The 17,045-nt window shown below is 62.0% G+C and carries 15 protein-coding genes; 8 read left to right on the forward strand and 7 right to left on the reverse strand.

Translation table 11 applies throughout. The features are described 5' to 3' along the window. Positions 1–3: 3 nt before the first annotated feature. Positions 4–1,881, reverse strand: a complete 1,878-nt coding sequence (locus tag ACESMT_RS07905; RefSeq protein WP_372826019.1) for an ABC transporter ATP-binding protein/permease — start codon at positions 1,879–1,881, stop codon at positions 4–6. 47 nt (positions 1,882–1,928) lie between these two features. Between ACESMT_RS07905 and ACESMT_RS07910 the strand changes: the two genes are divergently transcribed. Further along, on the forward strand, positions 1,929–2,381 hold the full coding sequence (locus ACESMT_RS07910) for an acyl-CoA thioesterase (RefSeq protein ID WP_372826020.1): 453 nt from the start codon (positions 1,929–1,931) through the stop codon (positions 2,379–2,381). A 359-nt stretch (positions 2,382–2,740) separates the two neighbouring features. Here the strand turns inward: ACESMT_RS07910 and ACESMT_RS07915 are convergent, their stop codons facing one another. The 3 genes from ACESMT_RS07915 to ACESMT_RS07925 are packed head-to-tail and all read right to left on the reverse strand — an operon-like array spanning position 2,741 to position 5,321. After that, entirely contained in the window at positions 2,741–3,547 is an 807-nt protein-coding gene (locus ACESMT_RS07915; RefSeq protein ID WP_372826021.1) for a crotonase/enoyl-CoA hydratase family protein, read from the reverse strand. Continuing rightward, the gene (locus ACESMT_RS07920; protein WP_372826022.1) at positions 3,544–3,933 is read right to left on the reverse strand and encodes a hypothetical protein; all 390 of its coding nucleotides are present in this window, start codon (positions 3,931–3,933) and stop codon (positions 3,544–3,546) included. The genes ACESMT_RS07915 and ACESMT_RS07920 overlap by 4 nt, the downstream gene beginning before the upstream one ends. Next, positions 3,930–5,321, reverse strand: a complete 1,392-nt coding sequence (locus ACESMT_RS07925; RefSeq protein WP_372826023.1) for an acyclic terpene utilization AtuA family protein — start codon at positions 5,319–5,321, stop codon at positions 3,930–3,932. Before ACESMT_RS07925 ends, ACESMT_RS07920 begins: the two co-directional genes overlap by 4 nt. Positions 5,322–5,445: 124 nt before the next feature. Between ACESMT_RS07925 and ACESMT_RS07930 the strand changes: the two genes are divergently transcribed. From ACESMT_RS07930 to ACESMT_RS07960, 7 genes are all read left to right on the forward strand, one after another. Next, positions 5,446–6,342 (forward strand): branched-chain amino acid ABC transporter permease, encoded by an 897-nt coding sequence (locus tag ACESMT_RS07930; RefSeq protein WP_372826024.1) that lies wholly within the window; start codon positions 5,446–5,448, stop codon positions 6,340–6,342. Positions 6,343–6,460: 118 nt separating this feature from the next. Then, positions 6,461–7,537, forward strand: a complete 1,077-nt coding sequence (locus ACESMT_RS07935; RefSeq protein WP_372826025.1) for a branched-chain amino acid ABC transporter permease — start codon at positions 6,461–6,463, stop codon at positions 7,535–7,537. Continuing rightward, positions 7,534–8,385 (forward strand): ABC transporter ATP-binding protein, encoded by an 852-nt coding sequence (locus ACESMT_RS07940; protein WP_372826026.1) that lies wholly within the window; start codon positions 7,534–7,536, stop codon positions 8,383–8,385. Before ACESMT_RS07935 ends, ACESMT_RS07940 begins: the two co-directional genes overlap by 4 nt. A 58-nt stretch (positions 8,386–8,443) precedes the next feature. Further along, positions 8,444–9,241: an ABC transporter ATP-binding protein gene (locus ACESMT_RS07945; protein WP_372826027.1), complete on the forward strand. Its 798-nt coding sequence runs from the start codon at positions 8,444–8,446 to the stop codon at positions 9,239–9,241. A 159-nt stretch (positions 9,242–9,400) separates the two neighbouring features. Then, positions 9,401–11,257 carry a long-chain fatty acid--CoA ligase gene (locus ACESMT_RS07950; protein ID WP_372826028.1) on the forward strand — a complete coding sequence of 619 codons (1,857 nt, stop codon included), beginning with the start codon at positions 9,401–9,403 and terminating at the stop codon, positions 11,255–11,257. Positions 11,258–11,462: 205 nt separating this feature from the next. Then, a complete protein-coding gene (locus ACESMT_RS07955) occupies positions 11,463–12,698 on the forward strand; it encodes an ABC transporter substrate-binding protein (protein WP_372826029.1) in 1,236 nt (411 codons plus the stop codon). 200 nt (positions 12,699–12,898) lie between these two features. Further along, positions 12,899–14,056, forward strand: a complete 1,158-nt coding sequence (locus ACESMT_RS07960) for an ABC transporter substrate-binding protein (RefSeq protein WP_372826030.1) — start codon at positions 12,899–12,901, stop codon at positions 14,054–14,056. Positions 14,057–14,101: 45 nt separating this feature from the next. Here the strand turns inward: ACESMT_RS07960 and ACESMT_RS07965 are convergent, their stop codons facing one another. From ACESMT_RS07965 to ACESMT_RS07975, 3 genes are all read right to left on the reverse strand, one after another. After that, complete coding sequence (locus ACESMT_RS07965; RefSeq protein WP_372826031.1) at positions 14,102–14,596, reverse strand: thioesterase family protein; 495 nt, start codon at positions 14,594–14,596, stop codon at positions 14,102–14,104. After that, on the reverse strand, positions 14,593–15,774 hold the full coding sequence (locus tag ACESMT_RS07970) for an acyl-CoA dehydrogenase family protein (RefSeq protein WP_372826032.1): 1,182 nt from the start codon (positions 15,772–15,774) through the stop codon (positions 14,593–14,595). Before ACESMT_RS07970 ends, ACESMT_RS07965 begins: the two co-directional genes overlap by 4 nt. After that, on the reverse strand, positions 15,771–17,045 hold a 1,275-nt coding region (locus tag ACESMT_RS07975), incomplete at its 5' end, for a biotin/lipoyl-binding protein (RefSeq protein ID WP_372826033.1). The genes ACESMT_RS07975 and ACESMT_RS07970, both read right to left, overlap by 4 nt.

Here is a 17,045-nt window from a genome sequence, read left to right on the forward strand (position 1 = left end):
AACTTACTCCGCACTCTGCTGCAGCGCCCACATGGCTGCATACCGCCCGCCCAAGCCCAACAGGGTCGTGTGGGTGCCGCGCTCAACGATCTGTCCGGCTTCCATCACCAGGATTTCGTGCGCATCGACCACGGTGGAGAGACGGTGGGCGATGACCAGCGTGGTCTTGTTTTCGGCAATGCTGCGCAGCTCGGCCTGGATGGCGCGTTCATTGGCCGAGTCGAGCGCCGACGTGGCTTCGTCAAAAATCATGATGGGCGGGTTTTTCAGCAGCGTGCGGGCAATCGCCACGCGCTGCTTCTCGCCACCCGACAGCTTCAGGCCACGCTCGCCGACCATGGTGGCGTAGCCCGCAGGCGTAGAGCTGATGAAGTCATGGATGCGGGCGGCGCGGGCGGCTTCTTCCACCTGAGCGCGGCTGGCGCCGGGCTGGCCGTAGGCAATGTTGTATTCGACCGTGTCGTTGAAAAGCACCGTGTCCTGCGGCACGATGCCAATCGCCTGACGCACGCTGGCCTGGGTCACGGCTGTGATGTCCTGGCCGCCCACCGTGATGCGGCCCCCTTCCTGGGGATTAATCACGTCGTAGAAGCGAAACAGCAAGCGCGCAAGGGTTGACTTGCCGGCACCCGAGGAACCGACCACCGCCACCGTCTTGCCCGGCGGGATCTCAAAGCTGATGTTGTGCAGGATGGGCCGGGACGGCTCGTAAGCGAAGCTGACGTTTTCAAAGCGGACTGCGGAGTCCAGCAACGGGGAGCCCTCACCCCTTCCCTCTCCCAGCGGGAGAGGGTGGAAGACCAGGGGCAGCGCGCCGGGCTGGTCGGCGATCTCGCGCTCTTTTTCCATCAGGTTGAACATCTTGGCCAGGTCGGTCAGGCTTTGCTTGATCTCGCGGTAAAGCACGCCCAGAAAGCCCAGCGGGATGTAGAGCTGGATCATGAAGGCGTTGACCATCACCAGGTCGCCCAGCGTCATGCGCCCCTCGACCACGCCTTGCGTTGCCCGCCAAAGCATGGCCACCAGGCCGGCGGCAATGATCAGCTGTTGGCCGGTGTTGAGCAGGCTCAGCGTGGTCTGGCTCTTGACGGCGGCGCGGCGGTAACGCAGCAGGTTCTCGTCGTAGCGGCGCGCTTCGAAGTCTTCGTTGTTGAAGTACTTGACGGTTTCGTAATTGAGCAGCGAGTCGATGGCCCGGCTGTGTGCCGAGGAGTCCAGCTCGTTCATCTCCTTGCGGAACTTGGTGCGCCATTCGGTCACCGTCACGGTGAATGTGATGTAAAACACGAGCGCAATGATGGTGATGCCGGCAAACCAGATATCGAACTTGACCGCCAGCAGGGTCAGCACCAGCGTCACTTCGATCAGCGTCGGGATGATGCTGTACAGCGAGTAGGAGATCAGCGAGTGCACGCCGCGCGTACCGCGCTCGATGTCGCGAGTCATGCCGCCGGTCTGGCGCTCCAGGTGAAAACGCAGGCTCAGCGCGTGCAGGTGGCGAAACACCTCCAGCGAGATGCGGCGCGCCGCGCCTTCGGTGGCCTTGGCAAACACCAGCTCGCGCAACTCGGTAAACAGCGAGGTGGACAGCCTGAGCAGGCCGTAACCGACCAGCAGCGCGGCCGGAACCACCAGCACCACCTGCACATCGCCGGGCTTGAAGCTCATGGCATCGACCAGATTTTTCAGCAGCAGCGGCACGCCGATGTTCGCGACCTTGGCGCCGACCATGAAGCTGAGCGCCGCCAGCACGCGCCATTTGTAGTCCCACAGGTAGGGAAACAGGCGCTTGAGCGTGCCCCAGTCGGAGCGGTTGATGTCGGGTGAGGCAGGTGCGCCGGGAGCAGGCGAACTGGTGGGGACAGGAGCAAAGGAGCGCATCGGAGACAATTGTCCTGTTTATTGATTTTCTATACCTGATTGTGCCTATGTCCATCGAAACCGGCCTTCCCCCTGACCCCTTGAGCGTCAAGCTGCCGCTGGACAAGGAGCTGGTGCTCAAGGTGATCCCCATGCCTGCGGACTGCAATGCCAACGGCGACATCTTTGGTGGCTGGGTCATGGCCCAGGTTGATCTGGCCGGCTCGGTCATCCCCGCGCGTTATGCCGAGGGCCGCATGGCCACGGTGGCGGTCAACGAGTTCATCTTCAAGCAGCCGGTGCGCGTTGGCGACATCCTGTCCTTCTATTCCGAGCTCACGCGCATAGGCCGCACCTCGATGACGGTCAAGGTCGAGGTGTATGCCGAACGTTTTGGCTCGCAGGGGCGCTACATCAAGGTAACCGAGGCCAGCGTGACTTATGTGGCGATTGATGATGCGGGCCAGCCGCGGCCGGTGCCGGTCTCTTCGCTGCCGCGGCCCGCTTCGCCATCGCTATAAAATAGATAGCTCTTTGAACCCGTCCCATAAGGGCTTAAGGCCTTTTTGGCTCTTGTCCGGTTTTTCCATTCAATCATTTATAGACGTGGCACTTTGTGGGCGGGAGCTGGCCGACGGGGCACTCAGCTACGCGAATGTCCCCCGGCCTGCGGCCTCCTCCTTGATTTCGCGACGCTAACCGCCCCGTCAGCCCGATCCTGGCGCGTGGCCGGTAGACGCTTGCCTGATAAAGACAAAGACGCCCGCCGCCAAAGAGCTCGGGTGAGCGGCGCAGCACGTAGGTCGGGTTAGCGCAGCGTAACCCGACATCTTCGCTCGCCAATGCCGCAACCTGATTTCTTGTCTTTCGAAGGCAAGCATTAAAACTTGCCGTGGCGGCCTTGCCCGCCGGCAAAACGTGCAGCGCCCTGCAAGCCTTCGCCGATACACGCCCTGCCGCGGTCCCACTCCTGCTTGAGGGCGTCTGGCAGAGGCAGGTCCCATTGCGTGTACGCGCTGTGGCGGTCAGCCAGCATGGTTTTTTGCGGAAAGGCCGCCAGCTGGCGCGCCAGCAGCAGTGCTGCTTCGCGCGCCGTGCCGGCGGGCACCACCCGGTTGCACAAACCCATCTGCAGGGCCTCGGCCGCTTCCACCTTGCGGCCAGTCAGGATCAGATCCATCGCGTGGCCCATACCGACCAGGCGCGGCAGGCGCACCGTGCCGCCGTCGATCAGCGGCACACCAAAGCGCCGGCAATACACGCCGAAGTAGGCGTTGTCGTCCATCACGCGCATGTCGCACCAGAGCGCCAGCTCCATGCCGCCGGCCACAGCAGCGCCGCTCACGGCGGCGATCACGGGTTTGGACAGCAGCAGGCGCGAGGGGCCCATCGGGCCCGCCGGCCGGTCGTCTGACGCCTCGAAATCCAGGTCGGCAAACACAGCGGCGTCCACACCGCTGTCGCCCGCTTCGCGCAGCATCTTCGCGCCGGACTGCAGGTCCCAGCCGGCACAGAAATGCCCATGCGCACCGTGAAACACCGCCACCTTCACGCTGTCGTCGGTATCGAAGGCCAGGAAAGCCTCGTAGAGTTCACGCGCATGGTCACTGTCCACCGCATTGCGCACGTCGGGGCGATCAAGCGTGATGATCGCGACCTCGCCGTCTTTTTCGACATGAATGCTCACGGCTTGTCTCCCCACCAGCCGACACGCGGCGCTGCCAGACAGGCAGCCAGCTCGTCGGCGTTGACATGAATTTCCATGCGCAGCAGCGCTGCCGCCATGGACTTGCCCAGGTTGTCCAGCCGCAGGTTGCGCGCGCCACCGCCCTGCAGCGCGTCGTGCAGCACCAGCTTGATCGCCAGAATATTGGGCAGTGTCCAGCACTCGACGCGGCCAGGCAGCCAGGGGGCAAAATGCGCCTGCACGCGCTCCGCCGTCACCTCGCGCGCCAGCACGGCGTAACCGGCCGCGTTCCAGGCAAACAGGCCAAAGTCGACCCAGTCGGCCTTGTCGCCACTGCGCGCATGGGCCAGCCGGGCCAGCTGAAGGGTCGATGGTGACGTAGTCATGTTTGCAGCATCTCCACCCTGACCTGTGGCTCAACCAGCGAGCGGTCCAGCAAGACCGGCCAGATGCCCAGCAATTCACTGGTGTTGTGCAGGCCGTGAAAGCCGCAAGTGTAGGCCGGCCCGCTCAGGCCCATCCAGGGGAACAACCGGCCGAAACCGTCGGCGGCCTTTTTGTCCTGGGTGCGCAGCACCATGCGCACCCAGACCTCGTTGAGGTCGGCCAGCGCCTGCCCTTGTGGTAACGGCGCCAGCGCGCCGTGTGCGGAATTGAGCCCCGGAAATTCCACGAACAAGGCCTCGTGCGGCACCGCCTTGTCGGCCAGCTGGCTCTTGACCATCTCCACCGCCGCCAGCGCCTTGTCGTAGGCGTCGGGCCAGCTGAAACCCCAGGTCACCTCGGCCTTGAAGCCATCGCGGTAGCCGCCCACCACCTTGAGCTGTCCGGTGCGCGGGTGGCCGGTTGCGCCGGTCATGCGCACCCGGTCGTGGCTCAAATCCTCGAGGCGGATGGTGGACAGATCAAGCACCACGTCGGGCGAAAAATAGGCATGCGGGTTGTGCACCTCGTACAGCAGCTGCTGGCGCACGGTGTCAAAGTTGACGCGCCCGCCGGTCCCCGGGGCCTTCATGATGACGGCGCTACCGTTCTCCTCGACCTCGGCAATGGGGTAACCGATATGGGCCAGGTCAGGAATGGCTTTCCAGGCCTGCAGACTGCCGAAGTTGCCACCGCTGCCCTGACCCGAACATTCGAGCAGGTGGCCGACCGCCAGACCCTGGGCCAGGCGGTTCAGGTCGGCAGCAGTCGCATCCACGGTGTCACCCAGGTTCCAGTTGAACTCGTGCACCAGCGGCGCAAGAAACAGTGCCGCATCGGCAACACGACCGGTGATCACGATGTCTGCGCCTTGCTGCAGCGCCGAAACAATCGGCCGGGCCCCGAGATAGGCATTGGCAAACACCATGCGCCCCTGCACCGCATCGAAGGGTGCCGCGCTGAGCATGTGTGCGGGTGCGAGATCGTTGACCTGTTGCAAGACCTCATCGCCTGTCACAACGGCGACGCGGGCCGACCATTTTTGTGCCGAAAAGGCAGCCCTGATGGCGGCCGCGGCACCGGCCGGATTCAGGCCGCCGGCATTGCAGATAAAACGCACGCCGCGTGCCTGCATCGCCGGCCACAAATGCATAAGCATAGGCACCACGTCTTTGGCGTAGCCAAGGGAAACATCGCGTTGCAGGTCCTTCTGCAGGATGGCCTGTGTGAGTTCTGCGAGGTGGTCGCTGGCAATGTATTGCACACCGCCTTTTTCGATGCTCGCAAGCACGGGTTCCCACGCGTCTCCGTAGAAACCCAACCCGGCACCAATCCTTATTGATTTTTTCATTGAATGCAGCTCATGATCACTCCCGTCAGATTTCAAGCCGGAAGGGTTAGCGGCCTGCTCGCCTTCGGGCTCTTGCTTATTTTTACCAAGCGAGTGCTTTGTAAAAATTTATTGTGGAGTAAAAGTGCTGTTATTGCAATTGATCATCAGCGGCATCGCACAAGGCTGCATTTACGGGCTGATCGCCCTGGGTTTTGTTCTCATCTACAAAGCCACCGAAACGGTGAGCTTCGCGCAGGGCGAGCTGATGATGCTGGGCGCTTTTGGCGGCCTGGCCTGCATGACCATGCTCGGTTTTCCTTTCTGGCTGGCAGTGCTCAGCGCCATCGCGGGCATGGCGCTGTTCGGCGTGCTGCTGGAGCGGCTGGTGATACGGCCCATCCTGGGGCAACCGGCGTTTTCGATCGTGATGCTGACCATAGGCGTCGGCTACGTGGCGCGCGGCCTGATCACCATGATCCCGGGCATAGGCACCGAAACCCACGTTTTGCCCGTGCCCTACAAGGACATGATCTGGCAGCTCGGCGGGAACGCGGCCGGACAGGGCGCGCTGATCATCAATATCGAGCAGATGGCCGTCATCGCCAGCACCGCCGTGTTGTGCCTGCTGCTGTTCGCGCTGTTCAAGTACAGCAAGCTCGGCATCGCCATGCAGGCATCCTCGCAAAACCAGCTGGCGGCGTACTACATGGGCATCCCGGTCAAGCGGCTCAACGGCATGGTCTGGGGCCTGGCCGCTGCCGTGGCCGCCGTCGCCGGCCTGCTGCTGGCACCCATCACTTTTGTTCACGCCAACATGGGGTTCATCGGCCTGAAGGCCTTTCCTGCCGCGGTGGTCGGCGGCTTCGGCAGCTTGCCTGGCGCAATTGTCGGCGGCCTGCTCATCGGCATCGTTGAATCGCTGGCCGGCTTCTATGCGCCCGATGGCATCAAGGACATCGCGGCTTATGTGGTGGTTCTGATCATGCTGATGGTCAAACCCAACGGCCTGTTCGGCGAAAAACTCAGAAAGAAGGTATGACCCAAAGACAGCGCAATGCGTACCCAATTGAAAGGCCAAGTCACCACGGAACCGGCTTCGCCGGGCCGCAGGTGGTGCCCCCTTGGGGGGGAGGCGCCGAGGGCGCTTCGGGGGGGGTATGAGGTTTATCTTCAAGACCGATTACGGACAGGACATCAAGCTTGCCAAACACGGCGGCCATGTGTTCTGGTATGGCGCGCTGATGCTGCTGCTGGTCGCAGCACCCTGGCTGTTTGCCGAGTACTGGCTGGCGCAGCTGACCTTTATCCTGATCTACTCGATTGCCGGCCTCGGACTGATGCTGCTGGCCGGCTTCACTGGCCTGTTCTCCCTGGGCCATGCGGCCTTTTTGGGGGTCGGCGCGTACACCCAGGCGGTGATGACCAACGCTGGTGTGCCTTTCCCGATTGCCCTGGCATTCGCCGCCGGCCTGTCTGCCGCGGTGGGCCTGGTGGTCGGTTTGCCGGCGCTGCGCGTCAAGGGCATTTACCTGGGGATAGCCACGCTGGCCTTCGGCTTCATCGTCGAGGAAGTTTTTGCACGCTGGGAAAGCGTCACCGGCGGCAATGCCGGTATCCACATCAAGGCGCCTGACATGTTCGGCTGGAAGCTGGACAGCGGCGAAGCGTTTTATTTTCTCTGCCTGGTGATTGCCATAGGCGCCACGCTGGCCATTCTCAACCTGCTGCGTTCGCCGACGGGCCGCGCCTTTGTCGCCATCCGGGACTCCGAAATCTCCGCGCAGAGCATGGGCATTCACCTTGCCCGCTACAAAACGCTGTCATTTGCGCTGTCGGCTGCGCTCGCTGGCATCGCCGGTGCCCTGTATGCCCACAAGCTGCAGTTCATTTCGCCCGACCAGTTCAACATCCTGCAGTCCATCGACCTGTTGCTGATGATTGTGGTCGGCGGCGTGGGCTCGGTACACGGGGCCTTCCTGGGCGCGATCTTCCTGATTTCCATGCCCCAGGCGATTGCGCTGGTCAAGGACTACCTGCCTGCCGCCATCGGCCAGGCGCCCGGCCTGCAGGGCGTGGTCTACGGCATGGTGCTGATTGCTTTTGTGCTGTTTGAGCCGCTCGGGCTCTACGGACGCTGGCTGAAGATACGTACCTATCTGCAGACCTTTCCGTTCTACCGCAAGGGCATGTTCAAGCGCCAGAAATCTTTTCAAAAGTCAGATCGCCTGAAATGAGTTCCATCCAATTACCCGCTGACCAGCCTCTGCTGTCAGCCCGCAACCTCAGCGTCCGTTTCGGAGGCGTGCTGGCCGTCAACAACGTCAGCTTCGATGTGAAGCAGGGCGAGGTTTTCACGCTGATCGGCCCCAACGGCGCGGGCAAAACCACGGTATTCAACCTGATCAGCCGCATTTACACGCCCACCAACGGCGAAATTGATTACATGGGCGCCAGGCTGACCGACCAGCCGCCGCACAAGATTGCCGCGCTGGGTATTGCCCGCACGTTCCAGAACATCGAGCTGTTCGAACACGCGACGGTGCTGCACAACCTGCTGATCGGCCGTCACACGCACCGTCAAACCGGCCTGTGGAGCGAGATTTTCTTCACGCAGAAAACCCGCGAAGCCGAAATACAGGCGCGCGAAAAAGCCGAGCAGGTCATCGACTTCCTGGACCTGCAACACCACCGCGACTCCTTCGTTGCCGGCCTGCCCTACGGTGTGCGCAAGGTGGTGGAGCTGGGCCGGGCGCTGTGCACCGAGCCGAAACTGCTGTTGCTGGACGAGCCTTCTTCCGGGCTGAATGTGGAAGAAACCGACGACATGGCTTTCTGGATTCATGACATCAAGAATGAGCTGGGCATCACCGTGCTGATGGTCGAGCATGACATGACGCTGGTCTCCAAGGTGTCCGACCGGGTGCTGGCGATGAACCAGGGCGAAGTCCTGGCCATGGGCACACCGCGCGAGGTGCAGAACGACCCCGGTGTGATCGAGGCCTATCTCGGCTCCGTCGACGATGTGTCCTCGCTGCGTCGTCAACACAAAGCTGTCGACGTGCATGCGGAGGCCCGCTCATGAGCCGCCGCGCCGTTTGCAGGGCGACTACCGCAGCAGCCCGCAAGGCGGAGGTCCTCCAATGAGCGCGGCACCCCCTCCCGTGAGCGATCAGCCCGTGCTCAAACTGCTCAATGTCGAAAGCTCCTACGGGCCGATCAAGGCCATACGCGGCGTCAGCCTGCAGGTGCGGCGCGGTGAGATCGCCACCGTGCTGGGCTCCAACGGCGCGGGCAAGACCACGATTTTGAAAACCATCTCGGGCATCATTGACCCGCGCAAGGGCTCCATCGAATTCAAGGGGGGCAACATCACGGCCCAGGACCCGGCCTACATTGTTCAGCAGGGCCTGAGCCATGTGCCCGAGGGCCGTGAGGTCTTCCCGCTGCTCAGCGTGCGCGACAACCTGCTGATGGGTGCCTACACCCGCAAGGACCGCGACGGCGTGGCCAGGGACATCGAAGTGGTGTTCGGCTACTTTCCCATCCTGCGCGAGCGCGCCTTGCAAGACGCCGGGCTGCTGTCCGGCGGCCAGCAACAGATGCTGTCGATCTCGCGCGCGCTGATGGCCTCACCCGACCTGATCCTGCTCGACGAGCCGAGCTTGGGCCTGAGTCCCAAGCTGACCAAGGAAATCTTCGAGATCGTGGTGCGCATCAACCGCGAGCGCGGCACCACCATCTTGCTGGTCGAGCAAAACGCCAACATGGCCCTGAACGCTTCCGACTACGGCTACGTGCTGGAAAACGGCCGCATCGTGATGGAAGACACCTGCGCACGCCTGCGGGAAAAGGAAGACATCAAGGAGTTCTACCTCGGCATGAAGGAAGACGGCGTGCGCAGCGAGCGCCGCTGGAAGAAGAAAAAGACGTGGAGATAAAACGGATGACATCAAAACTGGCTTTCTCACAGCCGCAGCGACAGGCGTGGGGGCTTCCTCCTCACCAGCAGGGGCCGCGGAACCGGCTTTGCCGGGCCGCAGGCGCAGCGCCCCCGCGGGGGGCAGCGAAGTACGCGAAGCGACAAGCGTGGGGGCTCTATGTCTAATCTTTGGGATCTTTCCCACATCCAGCCCGAGACCCGCGTGGTACTTGAGGGCGAAACCATTCCGGCGATGTTCTGGAACGCGGTTGCGCAGCGCCAGGACAAGGTCTGGATGCGTCAGAAAAAACTTGGCATCTGGCGCAGCTGGAGCTGGAACCAGACCGGGCAAGCCGTGCGCGAAATCGCCGGCGGCCTGATCAGCCTGGGTTTTGCGCCAGGAGAATGCGCCTCCATCCTGTCGAACACCGTGATCGAATGGGTGCTGGCCGACCTGGCCGTGCTCAGCTGCGGTGGTGTATCCAACGGCATTTACCCGACCGATGCGGCCTCGCAGGTGCACTACCTCTGCGAGGACTCGCGCACCACCATTTTGTTTGTCGAGGACGACGAGCAGCTCGACAAGGCACTCGAAGTGCGCAGCCAGCTGGCCGGTCTGCGCAAGATTGTGGTGTTCGACATGGAAGGCCTGCGCGACCTGGACGAGCCCGATGTCATCAGCCTGGCGGCCCTGCGCGAGCTGGGACGCAGCTACCTGAGCGCGCATGCCGGTGCGGTTGAGGCGCGCGTTCAGGCCTGCCGTCCCGAGGACCTGGCTATTTTGGTCTACACCTCAGGCACGACCGGCAGGCCCAAGGGAGCCATGCACAGCCACAAAGGGCTGGTATTCACCGCGCGCGGCTACAACACGCTGGTGGCGCAGGACGAAAACGACGAGCGCATGTGCTTTTTGCCGCTATGCCACATCGCCGAGCGCATGGGCGGCGAATACTTTGCGATGTACACCGGCGCCAAGCTCAATTTTGTCGAGAACCCGGAAACCATCCCGGAGAACGTGCGCGAGATCGCGCCCACGGTGTTCACTGCCGTGCCACGCGTCTGGGAAAAGTTTTATTCAGGCGTGATGATTTCGCTCAAGGAAGCCAGCCGGCTGCAACAAGCCGCCTATGCCTGGGGCATCGGTGTGGGCAGCGAGATCGCCGACAAGGTCATGGCCGGCCAGCCCGTCAACGGCTGGCTCAAGCTCAAGTTCCAGATTGCCCGCTGGATTGCGCTGGACAACGCGCGCAAGCTGATAGGCATCCATCGTGCACGCTTTTGCGTGACAGGCGCAGCGCCGATCTCGCCCGAGCTGGTCAAGTGGTACATGGCGCTGGGTGTGCCCATGCTGGAGGTGTGGGGCATGACCGAGACCTGCGGCGCGTCCACTGGCGTTCCGGCCAGCCGCATGAAGCCGGGCTCCATCGGCCCGGCAGCCGGCTACAACGAGATGAAGCTCGACCCTGCAACAGGTGAAATTCTGGTGCGCGGCAGCAATGTCTTCATGGGTTACCTGAACCTGCCCGACAAAACTGCCGAGACCATCGATCCGGACGGCTGGTTGCACACGGGCGACGTCGGCCAGGTGGATGACGACGGTTTTTACCGCATCACTGACCGCATGAAAGACATCATCATCACGGCTGGCGGCAAAAACGTCACGCCCAGCGAACTGGAGAACGAGCTGAAATTCTCGCCCTACATCACCGATGCAGTGGTCATTGGCGACAAGCGCCCTTACCTGACCGCCATCATCATGATCGACCAGGAAAACGTGGAGAAATATGCGCAGGACAATGACGTGCCCTTCAGCAATTACCTGAGCCTCACGCGTTCGGCCCCGGTGCAGGAGCTGATCCAGGCCGAGCTGGACCGGGTCAACAAGAAATTCGCACGGGTCGAACAACTCAAGAAATTCTTCCTTCTCGAAACGCAACTCAGCGCCGAAGACGAGGAACTGACGCCGACGATGAAACTCAAGCGCAAACTGGTGGAGAAGAAATACGCCGAACCCATCGAGGCGATGTACCGCTAAAGCCCCACCCGGCTCGTCCCCCGCGAGGCCACCGCCTCGCCGTTTCCCCAAAAGCGTGAATCACGTGGGATTACCCTGCGCGTGCCCGCCTGGAAAAAGTGCTTTATTTTTTACGCATCTGACTTTCAGCAGTTGGGTCGGGACGCCAGGCGCCCCAACGCCTGTTTATTTTCAGCAGCAACCCATTCGACAACAGGAGATTTTCATGAAATTCAAATCCAGCGCGGCGCTCGCCATATTGGCTCTCGGTACCGGCTGCGTCATGGCGCAGAGCGGGAACCAGGGCGTAACAAAATCCGAGATCACCCTCGGCTCGATCCAGGACCTGTCTGGTCCGCTGGCGGGCTTCGGCAAGCAGATTCGCCAGGGCATGATCCTGCGCGTCGATGAGCTCAATGAGCAAGGCGGCATCAACGGTCGCAAAGTCAAGCTGCTGATCGAAGACTCCGGTTATGACCCCAAAAAAGCCATTCTGGCTGCGCAGAAGCTGGTCAACCAGGACAAGATTTTCATGATGGTCGGCCATCTCGGAACGGCACAGAACCTGGCGGCAATGCCAGTGCAGTTCGAAAAAAATGTCATCAACTTCTTCCCGATCACCGCCGCGCGTGAAATGTACGAACCCTTCGACAGGCTAAAATACGCCTTCGCTGCGACCTACTATGACCAGATCCGCATCGCAACGCCGAAGCTGATGAAGGACAGAAACATCAAAAGCGCCTGCATCATTTATCAGGACGACGATTTTGGACAGGAAGTGCTGCGTGGCGCGGAGGCCGGGCTCAAGACCATAGGCGCGACCTTTGTCGAAAAGACCTCGTACAAACGCGGCGCAACGGATTTCTCATCCCAGGTGGCCAAAATGAAGGCCTCGGGTTGCGAAATGGTCGTGCTGGGTACCATCATCCGTGAAACCATTGGCACCATTGGCGAGTCGCGCAAGACCGGGTTCAACCCGCTGTTCCTGGGCTCCAGCGCCGCCTACACCGACCTGATCCATAAACTGGGCGGCAAGGCAATGGATGGCCTGTTCGCCACCATGACCTCGCAGCAACCCTACCTCGATGCCGCAGAGCAACCGGTGCGCTTCTGGGCCAACAAGTACAAGACCAAGTTCAACGACGATCCAACGGTGTTCTCGGTCTATGGTTACGCGGCCATAGACGCCTTCGTTCGCGGCGCCCAGAAGTCCGGCACGGACCTCACGACCGGCAGCTTCATCAAGGCCATGGACACCATGGTGATCCCGCGCGACATGTTTGGCACCGCCGAGGCCAGCTTTAGCCCCACCAAACGCCTGGGCAACAACTTCTCGCGGCTTTCGCAAATCCAGGACGGCCGCTGGAAAGTGGTGTCCGAGTATGTGGCGTTCAATGGTCTGCGCCCGGTGTTGCAGAAAAACGGGACGTGGAAGATCACTGCTGATCAATTCAAGGAATGAGGCATACGCCGCACGGGGGCCAGGCGTCAGGTAAACCCTGACCGGTCGCCGATGTGACAAGGTCGCTCCCGAGGAGCGACTTTTTTTTGTGCCGCCACGATGACAGGGATGGCCCCTAAGTGAATACGCCAACTTGACAGGCGCGGACGAAGGTTAAGAATGCCAAGCTGCAAGCACCTTCTTTTTTTCAGGAGACACCGATGAAATTCAAAACCACCGCTGCACTGGCCATTTTGGCCCTGAGCGCCGGCTACGCCAGCGCCCAGCAAGGCGTGAGCAAAACAGAAATCACCCTGGGCTCCATCCAGGACCTGTCGGGACCCATCGCCGGATTTGGCAAGCAGGCCCGCCTGGGCATGTTGCTGCGGGTCGATGAAATCAACGAGCAGGGCGGCATCAATGGCCGCAAGCTGAAAATCATCGTCGAAGACTCGGCCTACGACCCGAAGAAAGCCGTGCTGGCTGCCCAGAAGCTGGTCAACCAGGACAAAATTTTCATGATGGTCGGCCACATCGGCACGGCGCAGAACCTGGCCGCCATGCCGGTCCAGTTTGACAAGAACGTGATCAACTTCTTCCCGATCACCGCGGCGCGCGAGATGTACGAGCCTTTCCACAAGCTCAAGTATTCATTTGCGGCCACCTACTTTGACCAGATGCGCAATGCCGCCCCCAAGCTGGCCAAAGAAAAAGGTGCAAAAAAGGTCTGCACCATGTACCAGGACGACGAGTTCGGCCTGGAGGTCATGCGCGGCGGGGAAGCCGGCCTGAAAACCATAGGCATGGAGTACGCTGAAAAAACCTCGTACAAACGCGGCGCAACAGATTTCTCATCCCAGGTGGCCAAGATGAAAGCCGCCGGCTGCGAGATGGTGGTGCTGGGCACCATCATCCGTGAAACCATAGGCGCCATTGGCGAGTCGCGCAAGACAGGCTTCAACCCGGTGTTCCTGGGTTCCAGCGCGGCCTACACCGACCTGATTCACAAACTGGGCGGCCCGGCCATGAATGGGCTGTATGCCACCATGACGGTGCAGAACCCCTACCTCGACGAAGCGTCGCAGCCGATCCGTTTCTGGGCCAACAAGTACAAGACCAAATTCAACGAAGATCCAACCGTCTTCTCGGTCTATGGCTACAACATCATCGACATCTTTGCCAAGGCAGCTCAAAAGGCCGGCCCCAACCTGAACACCGAGAGCTTCATCAAGGTCATGGACACGATGGTGATTCCACCCGACATGTTTGGCAGCGCGGAAGGTACCTACTCGCCGACCAAACGGCTGGGGAGCGACGTGTCACGCCTGTCGCAAATCACGGATGGCAAGTGGAAACCCGTCTCCGAGTACATCAAATAAACCGCAGCCAGCCAGCGCAAAAAAGCCACCAGCAGGTGGCTTTTTTCATGACACGATGTAAGCGCCCGCCCCCGTGGACAGCAGCTTGCCATCGGCACCCAAAAATTCCATGCGTGTGCTGGCCACGCGCGAGCCCAGGCGCAAAACTTCGGCGCGCAGCTCAAATTGCTCGCCAATGCCGGGGCGCAGGTAGTCCACCCGCAGGTCGATGGTTCCAAGTTTGGAAAAACGTTGCAGGCGCTGCAGCGGCGACTCGTCCATGTGGCGGGCACCTATCGCGGCCATCACAGCCAGTCCGCCCATGGCGTCCAGCCCGGCGCTGATGACGCCGCCGTGAATGCGGTTGTGTGCGTAGTGGCCCACCAGGTGCTCGCTCATGGTGATGCGCGCTGTGACACGTTCGGGCTTGAGCGAGATGATCTTCAGGCCCAGCACGCGGTTGAAGGATATCTTCTCTTCAAAAAGTATCTTCAGCCCGGTGATGAACTCGTGCTCGAAGTCGGCAGGTGGGTCGGGCTGGGTTGGGGAAGCAGGCGTCATAGGCCCAATTGTCGTGCAGCCAGGTCTTTCATGATTTCCTCGGCACCGCCGCCAATCATCATGACCTTGACCTCGCGGTAGATGCGCTCGCTTTTGGTGCCGCGCATGAAGCCCATCCCGCCAAGTATCTGCACCGCCTGGTCGGCGCAGAACTGCATGGTCTGGGTGGCGTGATTTTTGAGCATGCAAACATGGGCCACCCAGTCAGCGCCCTGCTCGCCCGCATCTGCCCGGTTCGCCACGGCCTCCACCCAGGCCTGGGTGGAGGCGATGCGCATCTGCATATCGACCAGCTTGTGGCGGATCACCTGCTTGTCGACCAGCGTGCTGCCAAAGGCCTTGCGCTCGCGCGCCCAGTCCAGCGCTTCGTCATAACAGGCCTGGGCAAACCCGAGTGCAGCCGCCGACATCGCCAGGCGCTCGCCGTTGAAGTTGCCCATGATGATCTTGAAGCCGCCACCTTCTTCGCCCAGCAGGTGGCTGGCCGGCACCCGTACGGCGTCAAAACGCAGGTGTGCGGTGTCTGAACACCACCAGCCCATTTTGTCGAGCCGGGTACGGCTCAGGCCGGGCGCGTTACCGGGCACGAGCAGCATGGAGATACCGCCTGCTCCTTTGCTGCCGGCTTCGCCGGTACGCACCGCCACGGTGATGAAGTCGGCACGCATGCCCGAGGTGATGAACACTTTTTCACCGTCGACCACATAGTCGCTGCCGTCGCGCCGCGCCGTGGTGCGCAGGGCCGCCACGTCGGAGCCGCCGCCGGGCTCGGTGATGGCCAGGGCGGCGATCTTCTCACCACGCAGCACCGCAGGAATCACCGCCTGTTGCAGCACTGTCGAGCCGTGGGCCAGCACCGGCGGCAGGCCGATGTTGTGCGAAAACAGGCTGGCAAGCACACCACCGCTGCCGCCGAAACGGCACAGCGCCAGGGTCATGGCATTGCGCAGGCACCAGGATGCTGGCGTGCCGCCCAGCGCTTCGGGGTACCCCAACGCCAGCAAACCCAGCGCCGCCGCTTCAAGGTACAGCGCGCGAGGAAACTCCCCAGCATCGTCCCACTGGCTCACATGCGGCGCGATCTCACGCAGCGCAAAACGTTTGACCGACTCGGTGATGTCGGCCAGCGCCTCGAGATCCTCAACCGGCTGCTTCGCGTTTGCAGTGTTTTCGTTCATGTGTCAAACCTCAGCAAAACCTGGCCGGGGACGGTTTGCTGGCCGGGCGCCACCGCAACCGCTGCAACCACTGCATCGCGCGTGGCGCACACCGCGTGTTCCAGCTTCATCGACTCGATGACCATCAGCGTGTCACCACGCCGGACCGCGTCGCCCACAGCGGTGTGGACCGCAATCACCTTGCCGTTGAAAGGTGCCCTGAGCTCCATCGCCTGGCTGGTCGCGCCCGCCTCAGACGCAGGCTCGAAACGCGCATCCTGGAGCCAGATATCGACGGCGCCCACCTGCACATGCCAGCGCCCATCGACCACTTGGCAAGCGCGCACCGTGCTGTCCAGGCCATCGACCGTGACCTGCAGCTCGCCGGGGCCGCCAGCCACGCAGGCCGCCGCGTGGACCTGTAACCCGGCAGAAACTTCCAGCAGCCCGCAGCCGGTTTCCGTCACCGTGAGGGCAAGCAGCTGCTGCCCGTGCGACACACGCCAGGCTTTGCCGAACGGACACGGCAAGGCCTGCGCGGCGCCCGCGCTGCCCGCGAAGTGCAGGCCGATTGCAGCAGGCAGGCGTACCAGCGTCTGCTGGTCCTGCAAGGTCTGGCGAATCGCGTCGCCGTGTTCTGCCAGAAAGGGAATCAGCGCCCGCCCGGCACGAAACACCGGGTGCGCCAGGCAGGCTGCCAAAAAGGCGCGATTGGTCGGCAGGCCCAGCACCTGTGTGCCATCCAGTGCGGCGATCAGCCGGGTGATGGCTTCGTCACGCGTCGCCGCATGCACGATGAGTTTGGCAAGCATGGAGTCGTAGAAAGGCGTCACCTCCAGCCCGGTATGCAGGGCATGGTCAAAGCGCGCACCGAACGGCTCCCGAAAATGCAGGACGCTGCCGGCATGTGGCATGAACTGATCATCTTCAGCACATAGCCGCACCTCGATAGCATGGCCGGTGAAACACACTTGCCCCTGTGCCAGCGGCAAAATTTCTCCGCGTGCCACCCGCAACTGCCATTCGACCAGGTCCAGCCCGGTCACGGCTTCGGTCACCGGATGCTCCACCTGGAGCCGCGTGTTCATCTCCATCAAAAAGAATGTGGCCCCCACGCCCGGCACTGACGTGTCCTCGCTGCCCCCCGAGGGGGCGCATTTTTCCTTGGGACGGCCCGGCGGAAAAGCCGGGGCCCCCACGCTCCCCACTTCGTGTGGTTCGCTGCCCCCCGAGGGGGCGCATTTTTCCTTGGGACGGCCCGGCGGAAAAACCGGGGCCCCCACGCTCCCCAC

The organism is Polaromonas sp. (assembly GCF_041689105.1).
Taxonomy (GTDB): Bacteria; Pseudomonadota; Gammaproteobacteria; order Burkholderiales; family Burkholderiaceae_C; genus Polaromonas.